At 63.9% G+C, this 18,112-nt stretch carries 18 protein-coding genes; 10 read left to right on the forward strand and 8 right to left on the reverse strand.

Annotation, left to right across the window (positions count from 1 at the left end):
- Positions 1-3: 3 nt before the first annotated feature.
- Both BMW89_RS11245 and BMW89_RS11250 read left to right on the forward strand, forming a co-directional pair.
- Positions 4-2,136 carry a type I secretion system permease/ATPase gene (locus tag BMW89_RS11245; protein ID WP_092025842.1) on the forward strand — a complete coding sequence of 711 codons (2,133 nt, stop codon included), beginning with the start codon at positions 4-6 and terminating at the stop codon, positions 2,134-2,136.
- Entirely contained in the window at positions 2,123-3,574 is a 1,452-nt protein-coding gene (locus BMW89_RS11250; protein WP_092025845.1) for an HlyD family type I secretion periplasmic adaptor subunit, read from the forward strand. The genes BMW89_RS11245 and BMW89_RS11250 overlap by 14 nt, the downstream gene beginning before the upstream one ends.
- Here BMW89_RS11250 and BMW89_RS11255 read toward each other — a convergent pair.
- The 3 genes from BMW89_RS11255 to BMW89_RS11260 all read right to left on the reverse strand — a co-directional run bounded on the left by BMW89_RS11255 (position 3,571) and on the right by BMW89_RS11260 (position 6,153).
- Positions 3,571-5,433, reverse strand: a complete 1,863-nt coding sequence (locus BMW89_RS11255; RefSeq protein ID WP_092025848.1) for an ABC-F family ATP-binding cassette domain-containing protein — start codon at positions 5,431-5,433, stop codon at positions 3,571-3,573. The genes BMW89_RS11250 and BMW89_RS11255 overlap by 4 nt on opposite strands.
- 46 nt (positions 5,434-5,479) lie before the next feature.
- Positions 5,480-5,653 carry a hypothetical protein gene (locus BMW89_RS37835; protein WP_177195970.1) on the reverse strand — a complete coding sequence of 58 codons (174 nt, stop codon included), beginning with the start codon at positions 5,651-5,653 and terminating at the stop codon, positions 5,480-5,482.
- 221 nt (positions 5,654-5,874) lie between these two features.
- Positions 5,875-6,153 (reverse strand): sulfur globule protein precursor, encoded by a 279-nt coding sequence (locus BMW89_RS11260; RefSeq protein WP_092025851.1) that lies wholly within the window; start codon positions 6,151-6,153, stop codon positions 5,875-5,877.
- A 312-nt stretch (positions 6,154-6,465) separates the two neighbouring features.
- Here BMW89_RS11260 and ndk point away from each other — a divergent pair, with 312 nt between their 5' ends.
- The 6 genes from ndk (at position 6,466) to BMW89_RS11290 (ending at position 10,147) form a co-directional block, all read left to right on the forward strand.
- A complete protein-coding gene (ndk, locus tag BMW89_RS11265) occupies positions 6,466-6,888 on the forward strand; it encodes a nucleoside-diphosphate kinase (RefSeq protein ID WP_092025855.1) in 423 nt (140 codons plus the stop codon).
- Positions 6,889-7,041: 153 nt separating this feature from the next.
- Positions 7,042-7,902, forward strand: a complete 861-nt coding sequence (locus tag BMW89_RS11270) for a TerC family protein (RefSeq protein ID WP_092025858.1) — start codon at positions 7,042-7,044, stop codon at positions 7,900-7,902.
- 54 nt (positions 7,903-7,956) lie between these two features.
- Positions 7,957-8,298, forward strand: coding sequence for a hypothetical protein (locus BMW89_RS11275; RefSeq protein ID WP_092025861.1), 342 nt, complete (start codon positions 7,957-7,959; stop codon positions 8,296-8,298).
- 364 nt (positions 8,299-8,662) lie between these two features.
- Entirely contained in the window at positions 8,663-9,310 is a 648-nt protein-coding gene (locus BMW89_RS11280) for a hypothetical protein (protein ID WP_143062744.1), read from the forward strand.
- 323 nt (positions 9,311-9,633) lie between these two features.
- Positions 9,634-9,990, forward strand: a complete 357-nt coding sequence (locus BMW89_RS38690; RefSeq protein WP_143062745.1) for a helix-turn-helix domain-containing protein — start codon at positions 9,634-9,636, stop codon at positions 9,988-9,990.
- Positions 9,941-10,147, forward strand: coding sequence for a hypothetical protein (locus BMW89_RS11290; RefSeq protein WP_210187569.1), 207 nt, complete (start codon positions 9,941-9,943; stop codon positions 10,145-10,147). The genes BMW89_RS38690 and BMW89_RS11290 overlap by 50 nt, the downstream gene beginning before the upstream one ends.
- 356 nt (positions 10,148-10,503) lie before the next feature.
- Here BMW89_RS11290 and ppx read toward each other — a convergent pair whose 3' ends face one another.
- The 4 genes from ppx to BMW89_RS11310 all read right to left on the reverse strand — a co-directional run bounded on the left by ppx (position 10,504) and on the right by BMW89_RS11310 (position 15,688).
- Positions 10,504-12,006: an exopolyphosphatase gene (ppx, locus tag BMW89_RS11295; protein WP_092025869.1), complete on the reverse strand. Its 1,503-nt coding sequence runs from the start codon at positions 12,004-12,006 to the stop codon at positions 10,504-10,506.
- A 15-nt stretch (positions 12,007-12,021) separates the two neighbouring features.
- The gene (locus BMW89_RS11300) at positions 12,022-14,214 is read right to left on the reverse strand and encodes an RNA degradosome polyphosphate kinase (RefSeq protein ID WP_177195993.1); all 2,193 of its coding nucleotides are present in this window, start codon (positions 14,212-14,214) and stop codon (positions 12,022-12,024) included.
- Positions 14,215-14,356: 142 nt separating this feature from the next.
- Positions 14,357-15,034 carry a P-loop NTPase family protein gene (locus tag BMW89_RS11305; protein ID WP_092026324.1) on the reverse strand — a complete coding sequence of 226 codons (678 nt, stop codon included), beginning with the start codon at positions 15,032-15,034 and terminating at the stop codon, positions 14,357-14,359.
- Positions 15,035-15,145: 111 nt separating this feature from the next.
- Positions 15,146-15,688, reverse strand: a complete 543-nt coding sequence (locus BMW89_RS11310; protein ID WP_092025872.1) for a CDP-alcohol phosphatidyltransferase family protein — start codon at positions 15,686-15,688, stop codon at positions 15,146-15,148.
- Between the two features lie 155 nt (positions 15,689-15,843).
- Between BMW89_RS11310 and purM the strand changes: the two genes are divergently transcribed.
- Positions 15,844-16,917, forward strand: a complete 1,074-nt coding sequence (purM, locus tag BMW89_RS11315) for a phosphoribosylformylglycinamidine cyclo-ligase (protein WP_092025875.1) — start codon at positions 15,844-15,846, stop codon at positions 16,915-16,917.
- A complete protein-coding gene (gene purN, locus BMW89_RS11320) occupies positions 16,917-17,570 on the forward strand; it encodes a phosphoribosylglycinamide formyltransferase (protein WP_177195971.1) in 654 nt (217 codons plus the stop codon). Before purM ends, purN begins: the two co-directional genes overlap by 1 nt.
- A gap of 91 nt (positions 17,571-17,661) precedes the next feature.
- On the opposite strand, the gene BMW89_RS11325 is transcribed toward purN, so the two are convergent.
- On the reverse strand, positions 17,662-17,868 hold the full coding sequence (locus BMW89_RS11325) for a cold-shock protein (protein WP_092025880.1): 207 nt from the start codon (positions 17,866-17,868) through the stop codon (positions 17,662-17,664).
- Positions 17,869-18,112 lie beyond the last annotated feature (244 nt).

Below are 18,112 nucleotides of genomic sequence, written 5' to 3' on the forward strand. Positions count from 1 at the left end.
CCCATGACGACGAACGCGGTCTCGACCGATACGGGTCTCGACGCGCTGCTCACCCTGCTGCATTTGCAGGGTGTTGCCGCCGATCGCGACCAGCTCAGGCACCGGCTAGGCGCGGCAAGCTTTGGCGCAGCGGACATCATCCGCTGCGCCAAATCTCTCGGATTGAAGGCACGAACCTATCGGACGGAATGGAAGCGCCTGTCCGGCAGCCCGCTGCCCGCGATCGCGATGCTGCGCGACGGCAGCTTCATGGTCATCGCAAAAGCCTCCGCCGACAAGGTTCTGGTGCAGTCGCCGCAAGCGCAGCGCCCGGTGCTGATGGAGCGCGACGAGCTATGCGCGATCTGGGATGGCGGATTGATCCTGATGGCCCGGCGTGCCGGGCTCTCCGACCTCGGCCGCCAGTTCGATATCACCTGGTTCATCGGTGCGATCGGCAAATACCGGCGGCTGCTGGGCGAGGTGGTGGCTGCCTCGTTCTTCCTCCAGCTGTTCGCGCTGGTCTCGCCGCTGTTCTTCCAGGTCGTGATCGACAAGGTGCTCGTTCACCGCTCGCTGTCGACGCTCGATGTGCTCGTCATCGGCCTCGTCGTGGTCTCGCTGTTCGACACGGTGCTCGGAATCCTCCGCAATTACCTGTTTGCGCACACCACCAACCGCATCGACGTCGAGCTGGGGGCGCGGCTGTTCCATCATTTGCTGGCGCTGCCGATGGCCTGGTTCCAGGCGCGTCGCGTCGGCGATTCAGTAGCGCGGGTTCGCGAGCTCGAGAACATCCGCAATTTCATCACCTCTTCGTCGCTGACGCTGCTCATCGACCTGTTCTTCACCTCGGTGTTTCTGGCGGTGATGTTCGCCTATTCGCCGCTGATGACCTGTATCGTGCTGGCCTCGTTCCCGTTCTACATCGCGATCTCGGCGGTGGCGACGCCGCTGTTTCGCCGCAGGCTCGACGAGAAATTCCGCCGCGGCGCGGAGAACCAGGCCTTTCTGGTCGAAAGCGTCAGCGGCATTGAGACGCTGAAGGCGATGGCGGTCGAGCCGCAGATGCAGCGGCGCTGGGAAGAGCAGCTCGCCGGCTATGTGTCGGCGAGTTTCGGCGTCACCAGCCTCGGCAACACCGCAAGCCAGCTGGTGCAGTTCGTCAGCAAGATCGTCACCGCCGCCATCCTCTATGTCGGCGCGCGACTCGTGATCGGGGACGCCTTGACCGTTGGCGAGCTCGTCGCCTTCAACATCTTTGCAGGTCGCGTTTCGGCCCCGGTGCTGCGGCTGGCGCAGGTCTGGCAGGACTTTCACCAGGCGCGACTGTCGATCGCGCGGCTCGGCGATATCCTCAACAGCGCCGCGGAGCCGGCATACTCGGCTGGCCGCGCGGGGCTGCCGTCGCTCCGGGGCGACATCCGCTTCGAGCACGTCGCGTTTCGCTACCGGCTCGACGGGCCGGAAATCCTGCACGACGTCTCGTTCGACATTCCGGCTGGGCAAACCGTCGGCATCGTCGGCTCTTCGGGATCGGGCAAGAGCACGTTCGCAAAACTGGTGCAGCGGCTTTACGTGCCGCAAGGCGGCCGCGTGCTGATCGACGGCATGGATCTGGTCATGACCGATCCGGCCTGGCTGCGACGGCAGATCGGCGTGGTGCTCCAGGACAACATGCTGTTCAACCGTTCGGTACGCGACAACATCGCGCTGGCCGATCCGACCCTGCCGATGGACCGCATCATGGATGCGGCAAAGCTTGCGGGCGCGCATGATTTCATTCTGGAGCTTCCCGAAGGCTACGACACTGTCGTCGGCGAGCGCGGCTCGACACTCTCGGGCGGGCAGCGGCAGCGTATCGCGATTGCGCGTGCGCTGGTGACCAATCCCCGTATCCTGATCTTCGATGAAGCCACCAGCGCGCTCGATTATGAGAGCGAGCGGATCATCCATGACAATATGAGGGAGATCGCCAAAGGCCGCACGGTCTTGATCATCGCGCATCGTCTGTCCACCGTCCGCGGCGCCGATCGCATCTTCACGCTGGAGCGGGGACGTCTGGTCGAGGACGGCACGCATGACGCGCTGATCAAGACCGGCGGCCGCTACGCCGCGCTGCATCGCCTTCAGGGAGGGATCTATGAGGTCGGCTAGCGCCGTGCCGGCCCCAAAGCCGGAGCAGACAGTCGTTCCCTTCCGGACGACGAAGAGCCGGAGGGTCGAGGAGACCGCATTCCTGCCGGCGGCGCTGGAAATCACCGAGACGCCGCCGTCGCCAATAGGCCGCGCCATCGCGCTGGCGCTGATGCTCATGGTCTGTGCGGCGCTCGCGTGGTCGGTATGGGGCACGATTGACATCGTGGCGTCCGCAACCGGGAAGGTGGTGTCGAGCGGGCGGAGCAAGGTGGTGCAGCCGTTCGAGACCGGCGTGGTGCGCGCCATCCACGTGCAGGACGGGCAGGCGGTCAAATCCGGCGATGTGCTGATCGAACTCGATCCGACCGTGAATGCCGCGGAGCGCGATCGTCTGCACGACGATCTCATGGCCGAACGGCTCAATGTCGCGCGCCTCCGCGCGGCGCTGGCAAGCGGCGAAGATAGCTCCGCCGATCTTGTCCCTCCCGCGGATGCCGATCCCTTGTTGCTCGCGACGCAGCGGCAGCTGCTCGCCAGCCAGGTCAGCGAGCATCGGGCCAAGCTCGCCGCGCTGTCGCGCCAGGAGGCGCAGAAGGAGGCCGAGCATCAGACCATTGCGGCAACGATCCACAAGCTGGATGCGCTGCTCCCGGTGACCCAGCAGCGCGTCGAGATTCGCAAGATCCTGATGGAGAAGGAGATCGGTTCCAAACTGACCTACTACGAGACGCTTCAGCTCCAGATCGAGCAGCAGGAGGAGCTTGGTGTCCAACGCAGCCATTTGAAGGAAGCCGAGGCGGCCGTCGCAGCGATCCGCGAGACCCGTCTCCAGGCCGTTGCCGAGTATCGCAAAAGCCTGTCCGACGAGTTGGCCAAGAGCGAGCAGAAAGCCAATGGCGTCGCGCGCGATCTGATCAAGGCGCAGCAGCGGACCAAGCTTCAGGAACTCACGTCACCGGTCGACGGCGTCGTGCAGCAGCTTGCGGTCCACACCGTCGGCGGCGTGGTGACGCCCGCACAATCGCTGCTCGTGATCGTGCCGAGCGACACGCGGCTCGAGATCGAGGCGATGATCTCCAATCGCGATATCGGTTTCGTCGAGGCCGGGCAGGGCGTCGCCATCAAGATCGACACCTTCAACTTCACCCGCTACGGCCTGCTGGAGGGCCGTGTGCTGAGCGTCTCGCAGGATGCCATCATCCGCGACCGCCCGCCGGAGCGTGGTGACCGCGCCCTCGGGATGCAACACGACAGCAGCGAGCCCAGCGGCCAGGAGCTCAGCTACAGCGCCCGCATTTCTCTTGATCGGACGCAAATGCAGGTGGACGACCGCCTCGTCAGCCTGTCGCCGGGCATGGCAGTGACGGTGGAGATCAGAACGGGCTCGCGCACCATTTTGAGCTATTTGTTATCGCCATTGCAGCGCTACCGGCACGAGATCATGCGGGAACGCTAACCCGCCGCCTCGTCGAACTGCGTGCTCGCTTCCAGCCATTGCTCCTCCGCGCGCGCCAGCGCGCCCGCCGCATTGGCGCGCGCTTTCGACAGTTGCGCAGCCTGCTTGGGATCGCGACTGAAGATGTCGGGCAAAGCGAGGGCGGTGTCGATCTTGGCGATGATCTCGGTGACGCGGGCGATCTCGCCCTCGGCTTCCGCAATGCGCTTCTTCAGCGGACCGCGATTGTCCGATTTCGGACGCTGCGGCCTTTCGCTTGCGGCGCTGCGCTCGCGCGGGGCGGGCTCGCCGTTACGCGATGACAGCACCAGGCGGCGGTATTCGTCGAGATCGCCGTCGTAATTGGTGACGGTGCGGTCGGCGACGATCCAGAGTTGATCGGCGCAGGACTCGATCAGATAGCGGTCATGCGAAACCATGATGACAGCGCCGGGAAATTCGTTGATGGCCTCGGCCAGCGCGGCGCGGCTGTCGATGTCGAGATGGTTGGTCGGCTCGTCCAAAATGATCATGTTGGGGCCGAAGAAGGTCGCCAGCCCCAGCAGCAGGCGCGCCTTCTCGCCGCCTGACAATTTGCCGACCTTGGTATCGCCCGCCTTGCCGGAGAAGCCGATAGCGCCGGTGCGTGCGCGCACTTTTGTTTCGGGCGCATCGCCCATCAGCTTGCGGACGTGGTCGTAGGCGGAGGCGTCCTCGTTGAGTTCGTCGAGCTGATGCTGCGCGAAATAGGCGATCGACAACTTGTCCGCGCGCGTCACCTTGCCCGAGAACGGCGCGAGGCGGCCGGCAAGCAGCTTCACCAGCGTCGACTTGCCGTTGCCGTTGGAGCCAAGCAGCGCGATGCGGTCGTCATTGTCGACGCGCAAGGTGACGCGGTTGAGCACGGGCGCCGCAGGATCGTAGCCGACCACGACGTTGTCGACGGCGATGATCGGCGGCGACAGGATTTTCTCCGGTGCGGGGAAGGTGATCTCGCGCACGTCCTGGGTGACCAGCGCGGTGATCGGCTTCAGCCGCTCCAGCATTTTCACGCGCGACTGCGCCTGGCGCGCCTTCGAGGCCTTGGCCTTGAAGCGGTCGACGAAGGCTTGCAGGTGCGCGCGCTGGGCCTCCTGCCGCTTGACCGCCTTGGCGTCGAGCATCTCGCGCATGGCGCGCTGCTCCTCGAAGGAGGAATAGGTGCCTTTGTAGAGCGTCAGCTTGCTGCGCTCCAGATGCAGGATCTGGTCGACCGAGCTTTCCAGGAGATCGCGGTCATGGCTGATCACGATCACCGTGCGCGGATAATGCGCGAGGTGATCCTCCAGCCACAGCGTGCCCTCGAGGTCGAGATAGTTGGTGGGTTCGTCGAGCAGCAGCAGGTCGGGGGCCGCGAACAGCGTCGCGGCGAGCGCGACGCGCATGCGCCAGCCGCCCGAGAATTCGGCGCAGGGGCGGAGTTGGTCGGTGGCGGAGAAGCCGAGGCCGGACAGGATCGCAGCGGCACGGCTTGGCGCCGAATGCGCGTCGATGTCGACGAGCCTGGTCTGGATTTCTGCGATCCGGTGCGCATCCGTCGCGGTCTCGGCTTCGGAGAGCAGCGCGTCGCGCTCGAGATCGGCCTTGAGTACGACGGAGATCAGGCTTTCGGGGCCGTTCGGGGCTTCCTGCGCCAGGCTGCCGACGCGCCAGCGCGGCGGCAGGGTCACCGTGCCGTGCTCGGCCGAGAGTTCGCCCCGGATCACCTTGAACAGGGTCGATTTGCCGGTGCCGTTGCGCCCGACCATGCCGACGCGCGATCCGGGCGTGATCTGCACGGAACTCTGGTCAATCAGAAGGCGTCCGGCGAGGCGGATAGAGAGGTCGGTAATGGACAGCATGCGGCCTTGTCACCGCAAGGCGCGTCGAACGCAACCCGATTTTTCGTCAGTGCGGGTCGCGTTCGCGCTGCTTCAGCTCGTCGAGGAGTTGCTCCAGATGCGTCGGGAGCCGGGGTTCGGGGCGAAGGCTCTGCTGGAGCCGTTCGCCCACGGCATCGCAAATCGAGCGGCTGGTGCGCCGGTCGATCTGTTCGCTGTCATTGGCAAGAAGGCCAGCCATCGCAGGGTTCCGTGTTTCAAAGTGAAGACACGGTACCAAGTCCTTGGCCCCCCAAATAGTTTCCCGGACGGTGGGGGATGCCCGGCATTCCAGTCAAAATTGTATGAATTCGTCGTGTCTGCCCAAATACAAAGCCCCGGCGCAGGGGGGGACGCCGGGGCTTCGCTTGGAAGGTACCCTGGGGGGAAGGTACCTCTGGGGTATTTAAGGTGCTGTCGGGCTCAGTAGCAGCGGTTGATCAGCCGCCAGCGGGGTCCCCAGGGGGTCGGGACCAGCCGGCGCACATAGCAGCCGCCGCCATAACCGTAGGAGACGGGGGCGTAGAAGCGGGGCCCACCCCAGCCGTAGCCGCCGCGGTGCCAGCCACCGCCGCCATGCCAGCCACCGCCGCCATGCCAGCCGCCACCGCCGCCGTGCCAGTGTGCGGAGGCGGAGGTCGGGGCCAGCGCGGCACCCAGCGCGACCGCAGCGACAGCGGCAAGCGAAAGTTTCCTCAACATGGTGATCTCCTCAAAACTGCCGGCGCGGGGTTATCGCGTCGATGCAAGGCCGCCGAAACGGTCCGCCTTATATTCAGGCTTCGGTTTCGATAGTGCCGACCTTACGCCGGCGAAGCTGAACCAAAGCCTGAATGCGGCCTTCAGATTGGGTTCATCTGGGTGAAATCTTGGTAATCCATGCCTACGTTCGGCCCGGCAGCCCTGCGGCGAAGCGCCCGTGGGCGGTTTTGGCGGTCGCTTGCCGTCCGGCAAAGGCGCCGATATAAGCCGCGCAACTCGCAAAACCACCGCTTTCTTCTCAAGGACAAGATTATGGCCATCGAACGCACTTTCTCGATCATCAAGCCCGACGCGACCGCCCGTAACCTGACCGGCGGGGTTAACGCCGTGATCGAGAAGGCGGGTCTGCGCATCGTCGCCCAGAAGCGCATCCTCATGACCAAGCAGCAGGCCGAGACCTTCTATGCCGTCCACAAGGCCCGCCCGTTCTTCGGCGAACTCGTCGAGTTCATGACCTCGGGCCCCGTGGTCGTCCAGGTGCTGGAAGGCGAGGGCGCCGTTGCCAAGTACCGCGACGCGATGGGCGCGACCGATCCGTCCAAGGCGGCCGATGGCACCATCCGCAAGCTCTACGCAAAGTCGATCGGCGAGAATTCCGCTCACGGCTCGGACGCAACGGAGACCGCCGCGATCGAGATCGCGCAGTTCTTCTCGGGCAACGAGATCGTCGGCTGATCCATCAGCCGGCACTAAAGCGCGATGAACGTCATCGCGCTTTAGTTTATTGTTGGAGCATGATCTTTTCGGAAAACCGCTTCGCACTTTACGCTAGCGCGGCCCTCCGGGTCCGGATCATGCTTTAATTTCGACGGGGCGAAAGGACGTATTGTGAACTGGCTCTGGCAGATCTTCGATCCCGCTACGATCGGGGCATTCTTCACCCAGTTTCGCAACGAGATGGCCGAACCGACCTTCTGGATTGCGGTCGGCAAGATCATCTGGATCAACATCCTTCTCTCCGGCGACAACGCGCTGGTGATTGCGCTTGCCTGCCGCGGCCTCAAGCCGCGGCACCGGCTGTGGGGCATGATCCTGGGCGCCGGCGCGGCGGTGCTGCTGCGAATCATCTTCACCGGCATCGTCGCGAGCCTGATGGAGCTGCCGTATCTCAAGCTCGTCGGCGGTCTCGCGCTGATCGTGATCGCGGCCAAGCTGCTGGTGCCGGAACAGGAGGACGAGGACGGCGTCGAGTCGGCCTCGCATCTGTGGCAGGCGGTGCAGATCGTCGTCGTCGCCGACATCGTCATGAGCCTCGACAACGTCATCGCAGTCGCCGCCGCCGCCAATGGCAGCGTGCCGCTGCTGGTGCTCGGCCTCGCCATCAGCGTTCCCCTGATCGTCGCCGGTGCCGCGCTGATCATGGCGCTGCTCGCCAAACTGCCGGTCTTGGTCTGGGCCGGCGCGGCGCTGCTCGGCTGGGTCGCGGGCGAGGTGATCGCGACCGATCCCGGCATCGCACCGTGGCTGCACAAGCTGTTCGACGGCCCGTTCGGCGCTTCGCTGGACAAGATGCTCGGCAGCCTGCACATCCCGCCGCAGTTCACGCATGGCGGCGCAGGCGGTGAAAACCTCTGCGCAGCGCTCGGCGTCGTCGTGGTGATCGTGGTCGGCTACATCTGGCGCTGGCGCAGCATGACCCAGGCCGCGCTCGAGGCGTCCGAGCGCCACGCCAAGGCGTCGGCGGAGTAGTTCTTTTAGCGCCTCACGATCGGGCCCGCGCGACCGATCAGGCGGGTGAGCTGCTTGACACGGCTGCCGACGCGGTCGGCGACGTCACCTTCGCATAGCCAAAACAAGGCCAACCAGTGCGTCGGGCAGACGGCAACGAACAAGACCTGGCTCAATTATCCCACGGCAACGCCCGGCACGACCAGCTACGCCGCCAACGCGCTGAACCAGTACAATGCGGTCGGCGCAGTGACGCGCTTTCGCGCGCATCTGCGCGGCAAGGACGACGGCATGACCACGCTGGCGCTGGGGATCGCGAATAATAGAATGCACTGTCACCGTAATCACGAGATGGTCCAGCCCGGCTATTCCTATTACGCCCCGGTGCAGACGGGCTGCGCCTCCTGCGGTTACTGAGCCGACCGAAGCAACGAACGGTTTCAGGCGGCGCTCCTCACGGGGCGCCGTTTTTCTTTCGGGGCCAGCAAAACGAGGCCCGGAGACGGAGGCCAGTCCGAGGCTACGGAGGCGCGGGCTAAGTGAACACCCTCATGTTCACCTGACAGAACCATTTCTGCGACAACGTTCCATCTCTGTCTCAACGAGATGAGGTACGAGGTTAAGTTCAACGTTGATGCCACGTTTGTCGGCTTCTCAGAAGACAGTCGCCTTAAACGGTCAGTGTTATTTGGGTAGATATCTAGTTGGCTTGACACAACCATAACTAGATTGATCAAATACCTTCGCGTTCTCGCCACCTCCAGCAGTCGGGCTATTGAGTATGGAAGTCAAGGATGTTGTTTCGGTTACACTTAGCACAATCAGCATGGTCTTGTCAGTTACGGCTCTCTATTTGAGCCAATTTCGCCCTTCAAATGTGACTGTCTCAACAGGACCAATGATTCATCTGTTCTATATAGTGCCGAGTCAGCCTACGGTGTTTTTGCCTGTCGTATTTCATAATTCCTCTCCAACGAAAGCGATCATCTATAAGGTTTTCTTGGAGATAGAGGACACGAACGGAAACCACTTTGCCCTCAAGTGGATTGGTTCTGTAAAGATTGATCTCAAGAACAACTATGCGGACACAGAGGTTGCCGGCCCTTTCAAAATTGATGGCTATGAAACCATACCAAATGCCCTCAGGTTCTTCTGGTTCAATGCAGAGGGAGGACCTCAGTTGGATTGGCTAGAGGGTGACTACGGATTAAAGTTGCACGTTTGGACCTCGGATTCGGTAAGTCCGGATTATTCGACGACTGACAAGCTTCACATCGATGCCGACGTGGCTAAAATTATGGCTGACAAAAAGGTGACGTCCGATAATACTTCGAGGTATCTACCGCTAGCCGGCAAGAATCTCTTGTCGTTCGCTACCGGCAAGAACCCTGTAGATTTCAGAAACCTACCGCCCGGTACGCCGCACTGAGTGTTGTACCCGCTCCGCAGCAGAATCCTTTCTCGTGCGTCTCAGGACTACGTTAAGCGACAGCCGTTCCTGGTTTGGAAGGGTGGCCGAGTGGTTTAAAACACCGGTCTTGAAATTCGCGAGACCACGTCAAAAGTGGTCCCGCCGCTTCCCGGACGGTCCTGATTTTGCTGAGCAATCCGGTTCGGGAAGGGGCTCCTTTCCAGCCCTGTCCCGGCGTGTCCTGCCGGGTTTGAATTACGGTGACAGTGCACTCAATTGCTTCCGTGTGCGGCGGATTCCAATTTGAAGTGCAACACCCCGTACCCATATTGAGGGTGAGCATGGGACGCTACTACAGCCAATTGAGCGCGACGGAGCGCGACGATCTTCATAGCCGGGTCTTGAACGGGGAAAGCCTGCGGTCGATCGCCCGGGGACTTGGTCGAGCAGCTTCGACGCGATCGCGGGAGATCTCACGCAATAGCGAGGGTGGCGAAGAGTACGAGGCATCTATTGCAGGAAGACGCCGACGGCCGCGACGGCGCGGCGAAGTTTGCCCTGTTTTGGGATCGAATGGTTCGCTGTGTGTGTCATCAGAGGCTCCTCCGAAGGTGACGTTCGGCCTCGCGCTAAGTCCCTCGGGCGCTCGTGGAACGGCGTTTCTACGACGGGATCGGCGCGGGAGAAATTCCGGCTGACTTTCCTGTTGCGGTGCGCGCGAGCCAGGTGCTCGACCTTGGCCGCGGTCTGACCATGCGTGCGCAGATGGGCGCGCCGCGCAGCGAGTTCCTTAAAGACGCGGAGGAAGCGGCCGACTTGGTGCTCCCGCCGCGGCGTGGAAATCCAGAACGTTGATGCTATCTGACAAGCCTTTCGAGGGTGACCGGCCTGACGCGATCTCGAAAGGGGCAGCATGGCATAATGCCACTGTTTTGCCCGACGCGTCAAGCTGCGATTCGAAAAATACGAAATGTGTACGACCGGGAAGCGAGCTTGGCCGATGGCGCGTCAGATCGCGAAAACGAACCTGCGGCGCAGGGGCCGCGGGCCTTGCCGGTTTGCTCGTGATTTGCTCGACGCGGCAATGGCTTGAGCGACCGGCCGCTGCGCTGGCCGGCAGACCTGGCTCTACTGTGCATGGGGTTGTTTTCCATTTTTGCTGGAGAAGCCTCCAGCGCCCGCCAAGCGGAGAGGGAGCCTAGTCTCTCGCCCTAGCGCCTCACGATCGAGCCCGCGCGGCCGATCAGGCGGGCGAGCTGCTTGAACCGGCTGCCGACGCGGTCGGCGACGAGGTCGCCAAGCCGGTGCTCGAACACCAGCATCAGATTGCGCCCCTGGGTCCGGAAATGCGTGGCCGGCAGCACGCCCGGGCGCGCTGCCGAGATCAGATGGGCGACGCGGAACGCCGCTCCGAGGAGACGGGCGCGTTCGAGCTGGGCCTGCGTCAGCAACTCCTGCGTCGTGAGCGGCGGCTGGTTCTCCTCGCTGAGGCCCGCATAACGATAGAACACCGACAGGCCGACGAAGGCGCGCTCGGTGTGGGTGACCGCGCCGAAATTGCCGTTGACGACGAGGCTGAGCGTCTGCTCGCCGCGATGATCGGGATGCACGCGCCAGCCGATGTCGGACAGCAGGCAGGCGGTGTGACGCAGCCGTCGGTCCTCCGCGGTCTCACGCAGCTTCACGACGCGCACCAGACGATCGGTCCAGGCGATCAGCTCACGGGCGTGCTTGGCCGAACGCGACAGCAGTTGGTTCAGCTCTTCCGCGGCGCAGATCAGCCCGTCCTTGTTGCGTTCGGTCTCGGACAGCTTTTCGTGCAGCAGGCCCTCGCGCACGCCGAAGGTCGAGAACACGATGGTCTTGGGTTTCGCAACGCGGATGATGTGCTCGAGCACCAGCGCCGCATAGGTGAGGAGCGGGCGGCGCGCATCGGCGACGATCTCGATGTCGGCGAGCATGCCAGTGGCCGCAAGCCGGCGCAGACGACGCGAAAAATCGAGCGCTTCGGCGGCCGAGATCGAATAGCCGTGCATCACCTGGAGCGGATAGCCGCTCTGGATGATGTGGATGCGCGCCAGCGCGCGCCAGGTGCCGCCGACGGCGTAGAAGGTGCGGCCGCGTCCCGCGGCGAGCAGCGGCACCTCGTCGATCTCCTCGCGCACGATGCGGTCGGCGCGCTTGAGCGATTTGTGCGCGAGGTCCTGGAGCGCGAGGCCGCCGAGCGGCAGCGTCACACCGCTACGCACGGTGTTTTTGCGCACGTCGATCAGCTCGAGCGAGCCGCCGCCGAGATCGCCGACGATGCCGTCGGGATGGTGGATGCCGGAGATCACGCCGAGCGCCGACAACCGCGCCTCGCGCGGGCCCGACAGGATCTCGATCTTCACGGCGCAGATCCGCTCGGCCTTGGCGATGAAGTCGGGGCCGTTGGAGGCGTCGCGGCAGGCTGCGGTCGCAATCGCGAACACACGCCCGACCTGCATCACCCGGCACAGCGCACGAAAACGCCTGAGCGAGGTCAGCGCCTTGTCGACGGCATCGGGCGCGAGCAGGCCCGTGCTCTGCACCTCGCGCCCGAGGCCGCACAGCGTCTTCTCGTTGAAGATCGGAATGAGGCTCCGCGTCAGTCCTTCGTAAACGACGAGACGGACCGAGTTGGAGCCGATGTCGATGACCGCGACGCTGGAGCCGCGCTTGCGCGGCCGCGTCACGTCACAAATCCCGGATCAGGATTGATGGCGTTCATTGCGGCGCGTGAGACGACGCGGCGAGGATTCCTTGAGCGACTTTCCACGGCCAGACAGACTCGGATTTGTCATGAAGTAGTTGTGGACGTTGAAAGGCTCCTCGCCCTTCGCGGTCTTCATACGCGTTGAGGACCCGTCCGGCAACAATTGCCAGCTCTGCTCATTGTCCTTCAGGTTCGCGACCATGATCTGTTCGAGAACCTGCTGATGCACCGTGGGATTTTGCAGCGGACACAGCACCTCGACGCGGCGGTCGAGGTTGCGCGGCATCATATCGGCCGAGGAGATATACACAGCCGCTTTGGCGCTCGGCAGGCCCTGGCCCATGCCGAAGCAGTAGATTCGGCCGTGTTCCAGGAAGCGTCCGATGATCGACTTGACGCGGATGTTCTCCGACAGGCCGGGAATGCCGGGCCGGAGGCAGCAGATACCGCGTACCACGAGCTCGACCTGCACGCCGGCCTGCGAGGCCTCGTAGAGCGCGTCGATGATGTCGGGGTCGACCAGTGCATTCATCTTCATCCAGACCGCGCCGGGACGGCCATGCTTGGCATGCGCGGTCTCGCCCTGGATGTGCTCGATGATGCGCTTGCGCAAGGTCAGCGGCGATACCGCCATCTTTTCCAGATCGCTCGGCGCGGCGTAGCCGGTGATGAAGTTGAACACGCGCGCTGCGTCGCGGCCGATGGTGGGGTCCGAGGTGAAGTAGGAGAGGTCGGTATAGATGCGCGCGGTCACGGGGTGATAATTACCGGTGCCGGTGTGGACGTAGGTCGTCAGGCTGCCGCCCTCGCGACGCACCACCATCGAGAGCTTTGCGTGGGTCTTCAGTTCGAGGAAGCCGTAGACGACCTGCACGCCAGCGCGTTCGAGGTCGCGTGCCCAGCGGATATTGGCCTCCTCGTCGAAGCGCGCCTTCAGCTCGATCAGCGCGGTGACGGATTTGCCGGCTTCGGCGGCTTCCACGAGCGCACGCACGATCGGCGAGTTGCTGGAGGTGCGGTACAGCGTCTGCTTGATGGCGACGACGTCGGGGTCGCGCGTCGCCTGCTGGAGAAACTGCACCACGACGTCGAAGGATTCATAGGGGTGATGGACGACGAGGTCCTTCTGCCGGATCGCAGCGAAGATGTCGCCGCCTTGCTCGCGCACGCGCTCGGGATGGCGCGGCACGTAAGGGGTGAATTCGAGGTCGGGCCGGTCGACGCGGGTCAGCTGCGAGAGCTCGTTCATGGCGAGCACGCCGTCTACGAGGAAGACCTCGTCGTCGGCGGTCGACAGCGCGTGCTGCACGAAGCTGCGCAGCTGCTCCGGCATCTTGGCGTCGATCTCGAGCCGGATCACCGACCCGCGGCGGCGCCGCTTCAGCGCGGTCTCGAACAGGCGGACGAGATCCTCGGCCTCTTCCTCGATTTCGAGCTCGGAGTCGCGGATGACGCGGAAGGCGCCCTGGCCCTGGAGATTGTAGCCGGGGAACAGGCGGTTGATGAACAGGCCGGTCGCCTGTTCCAGCGTGATCAGCCGGACCACCTTGCCTTCGACCGGCAGGCGGATGAAGCGGTCGATCTTGCCAGGCATGCGGATCAGCGCGTTCATCTGCTTGCCGTCGGCGGCGCGTGTGAGCTGGAGCGCGATGGTGAAGCCGAGGCTCGGAATGAACGGGAAGGGGTGGGCTGGGTCGATCGCCAGCGGCGTCAGCAGCGGGAACACGTTGTGGAGGAAGTAATCCTCGACCCAGGTCCGTTCCGCCTTGGTGACGTCCTTGCCCTCGACCAGCACGATGCCGACATCGGCGAGCGTGCCGCGCAGATCGGCCCAGATCGCCTGCTGGTCGGAGGCAAGCTGGGAGACGGTGCGGCTGATCAGCGTGAGCTGCTCGGAGGGGGTCAGGCCGTCAGGGGCCCGCTCGGCAATGCCCTCGCGGACCTGGGCCTTGATGCCGGCGACGCGGACCATGAAGAACTCGTCGAGGTTATTCGCCGAAATCGACAGGAATCGCACCCGCTCCAGCATGGGGTGGCTGGGATTGACCGCTTCCTCCAGGACGCGGCGGTTGAAATGCAGCCAGGACAGCTCGCGGTTGATGAACCGCTCCGGGCTCGACGCGATTGCCGGCTGGCCCTCGATCTCCGTGTCTTTTTCTTTAGTTTCAACAGCTTGCACGGAGTCCATGAGAAGTCGATCCATCCAGTTCGCCCCAATTCGCGACTTAGGCGCAAAATCGCCGGGAGCATGTGTTAGTGCGATGACGTTTCGATGACATTGATGTTCCGCCACCGCGCCGCGTCAAGCGGCCTCGGAGGCGGGCGACGGCTCAAGCGTCCCGGAGCAGCTCGGCGGCCAGCGCCCTCGTGACCGGGCGGCCGAGGCGCAGGGCCTCGCTGTCGAGCATTTCCACGGCTTGCCGGGCGGCGGCCGAGGACCGCTCCAGGCGGGTGGTGAGGTAGCTGACCACGCTCTCGTCCACGCTGAGCTGGCGGTCGGCACAGAATTTCACGATCAGGCCGCGGAAGAGCTGGTCGTCAGGCGGCAGCAGCGAAATGACAGGTACGGCGCGCAGGCGCGAGCGCAGGTCGCGAAGCTCGATCGCGAGTGAAGCCGGCAGCTCGCGTCCCGTGAACAGGACGTAGGCGCCGTCCTCGCGGGCCAGGTTCATCAAATGGAACAGGGCGCGCTCGTCAAAATCCCCGGCCTTGAGATCCTCGACCACCAGCGCGCCGGTGGCGAGCGCGCCCGGAACGCCTGCGGCGGCGAGCGCATTGCCGGCGGTCGACCGAGCGCCGGAGTCCTCAGCCCAGATCGCGGCAAGGTGGCTCTTGCCGCTGCCTTCGGGGCCGGCCAGCCACATGATCCGGTTCGGCCATTCCGGCCAGGCGTTGACGAGGGTAAGACCAGCGGCGTTGGCAGGGCCTTCGAGGAAATTGTCCCGGCTAAGGCTTTCCGCATGCGGAAGCGAGAACGCCAATTGTCGGGGGTGAACGCGGCCTGCCACGCTTGGTTTGCTCCATGCCGGATGGCCGGCCTCGGTTGAAAGATTCGACTTCATCGAGCGGGAGTTGGCCTTTTGCGGGGCCGCATCCCGGCTCATTTGGCCTCGATCGCGCTACTTGGCCTCGATCGTGCTCATGTGCCGCAGCCACTCGACGAGGTAGAGCGACACCGAGGAGAGCGTGAAGACCGTGACGAGGCTCATCAGGATAATATCATAGGGCGCCGGCTTGAAGCCGAAGGCAAGGGAGGCCAGCATCAGGGCGGCATAAGCAACCTGGGCCGCTGTGTTTAACTTGGATACTTTCGACGGCTTCATCTCGACCGGCTTGTCGAACAGCCAGGATACGATCACCGCGGTGACGATCATGATGTCGCGCGACACCACCAGGATCACGATCCAGCGCGGGATGGCGCCCCAGATGCCGAGCGCGAGGTAGATCGACACCAACAGCGCCTTGTCGGCCAGCGGGTCGAGCAGGGCGCCGAGCTCGCTCGTCATGTTGAAGCGCTTGGCCAGGAAGCCGTCGACGGCGTCGCTGATGCCGGCGATCAGGAAGAGGGCGAACGCCACCTCCATTTGGCTCGACACAATGGCCCAGACGATGATCGGGACCAGCAGGATGCGGCCCAGGGTAATGATATTTGGAATACTCACACGGCGCTTCCCGGCACCCGGCCTGACCTCGAATCCGGCCCCTTCAGGAGGCTGAACCGGTTGATATCTACATAGTACGGCCGGGCGCGCCATGCGAGCCATTGCGCGTCCCCGGAATTCGACGTAACCAGCCGCAAACCCACTGGAAATCGGGCATGACCGACCGCAAAAACGGCCTCACATACGCCGATTCAGGCGTCGATATCGACGCGGGCAACCGCCTCGTCGACTTGATCAAGCCGATGGTGCGCGCCACTGCGCGCCCCGGCGCCGACGCCGAGATCGGCGGCTTCGGGGGCCTGTTCGACCTCAAGGCGGCCGGCTTCAAGGACCCCATCCTGGTCGCCGCCACCGACGGCGTCGGAACCAAGGTCAAGATCGCGATCGAGACCGGGCTGCATGGCGGGATCGGCATCGACCTCGTCGCCATGAGCGTCAACGACCTCGTCGTGCAGGGCGCCGAGCCGCTGTTCTTCCTGGACTATTTTGCTTGCGGCAAGCTCGACCCGGAGGCCACGGCTTCGATCGTCGCCGGTGTCGCCGAAGGCTGCCGGGAATCCGGCTGCGCCCTGATCGGCGGCGAGACCGCCGAAATGCCCGGTCTCTACAAGGACGGCGACTATGACCTCGGCGGCTTCGCAGTGGGCGCCGCGGAGCGGGGCACACTGTTGCCGCGCAAGGACATCGCCGCGGGAGACGCCGTGATCGGGCTTGCCTCATCGGGCGTGCACTCCAACGGCTTCTCGCTGGTGCGCAAGATCGTCGAGCAATCCGGCCTCGGCTTCGAGGCGCAGGCGCCATTTGCCCCCGTGATGACGCTTGGCGGCGCGCTGCTGACGCCGACCAGGCTCTACGTCAAATCCTGCCTGCGCGCGATCCGCGAGACCGGCGCGGTGAAGGGGCTCGCCCACATCACCGGCGGCGGTTTCACCGACAACATTCCGCGCGTGCTGCCGCAGAACCTCGGCGTCGGCATTGATCTGGCGCGCCTGCCGGTGCTGCCGGTGTTCAAATGGCTGGCTGCCCAAGCCGGCATTGCCGAGCTGGAGATGCTGCGGACCTTCAACTGCGGCATCGGCATGATCGCGATCGTCGAGCCTGACAAGGTCGATCAGGTCGTGCAGGTCTTCACCGACGCCGGCGAGACCGTGGCGCAGCTCGGCACCGTGATCCCGGCCGAGGGCGAGCACCGCGTCGTCTATAACGGTCACCTCGATCTGGCGCTGTGATGAAGCGCCGCGTCGCCATCCTGATTTCCGGTCGCGGCTCCAACATGTCCGCGCTGATCAGGGCCGCCAGCGTGCCGGATTTTCCGGCGGAGATCTCGCTCGTCATCGCGAACAAGGCCGATGCGCTCGGGCTCGAACGGGCCAAAGCGAGCGGCGTGAACACGCTGGTGATCGAGAGCAAGCCGTTCGGCAAGGACCGCGCCGGCTTCGAGAAGGTGCTGCAGGCAGCCCTCGACCAGCACGGCATCGAGCTGATTTGCCTCGGCGGCTTCATGCGCCTGTTCACGGCTGAGTTCACCAGGGCCTGGTACGGGCGGATGCTCAACATCCATCCGTCGCTGCTGCCGTCGTTCCCAGGCTTGGACCCGCACGGCCAGGCCTTGCGCGCCGGCGTAAAGCTGTCTGGCGCGACAGTGCACTTCGTGATCCCCGAGACCGATGCCGGCCCGATCGTGATGCAGGGCGCGGTGCCTGTCAGCGACCATGACACGGGCGATACGCTGTCGGAACGCATCCTCGAAGTCGAGCACCGCATCTATCCCGAAGCGCTGCGGCTGCTCGCGACCGATAAGGTCCGGATCGAGGGCGATGTCTGCAAGACGGCGGGAAGCGCAGCGTCGGAGAATTTTTTGGTTGCGCCGGTGGTGAGCTGAAGGGCCGCCGACGTTTCGTCGCGGCAAAACAAAATCCCCCGGCAGAGCCGGGGGCATCGTCATGATCTCTCACGCGTAGCTTTGAGAGAAATCAGGAGACCTTGAGGTTCTCCGCGGATGCTTTTCCGCGGTTCTCCACGAGGTCGTATTCAACCGCCTGGTTTTCATTGAGGGTCGAAAGTCCGGCGCGCTCGACGGCCGAGATGTGGACGAACACGTCCTTATCGCTGCCGTTCGGCTTGATGAACCCATAACCCTTGGTCGGGTTGAACCATTTGACGGTGCCCTTTTGCGACATCCTCAGTCTCCTCCGCTAGATACAAAAACGACGCGGCCGCTTTTCGCGTGCCACGCCACAAACGGGCTTCCGGAAGTCTGTTCGAGTCTCATCGTCGCGAAACGCACAGCTGAGCGGCCAATTCCGATTGTGTCCGATATTGCAACATGAAAATCGCGCGTTAGCAAGCCGCGTGCGGATTTCAAGGTCGGGCCTGATATCGCCGCCTGCTATTTGTGCCCTGTGGCATCGGAACCACAATCGA

It is taken from the genome of Bradyrhizobium sp. OK095, assembly GCF_900109945.1.
Lineage (GTDB): Bacteria > Pseudomonadota > Alphaproteobacteria > Rhizobiales > Xanthobacteraceae > Bradyrhizobium.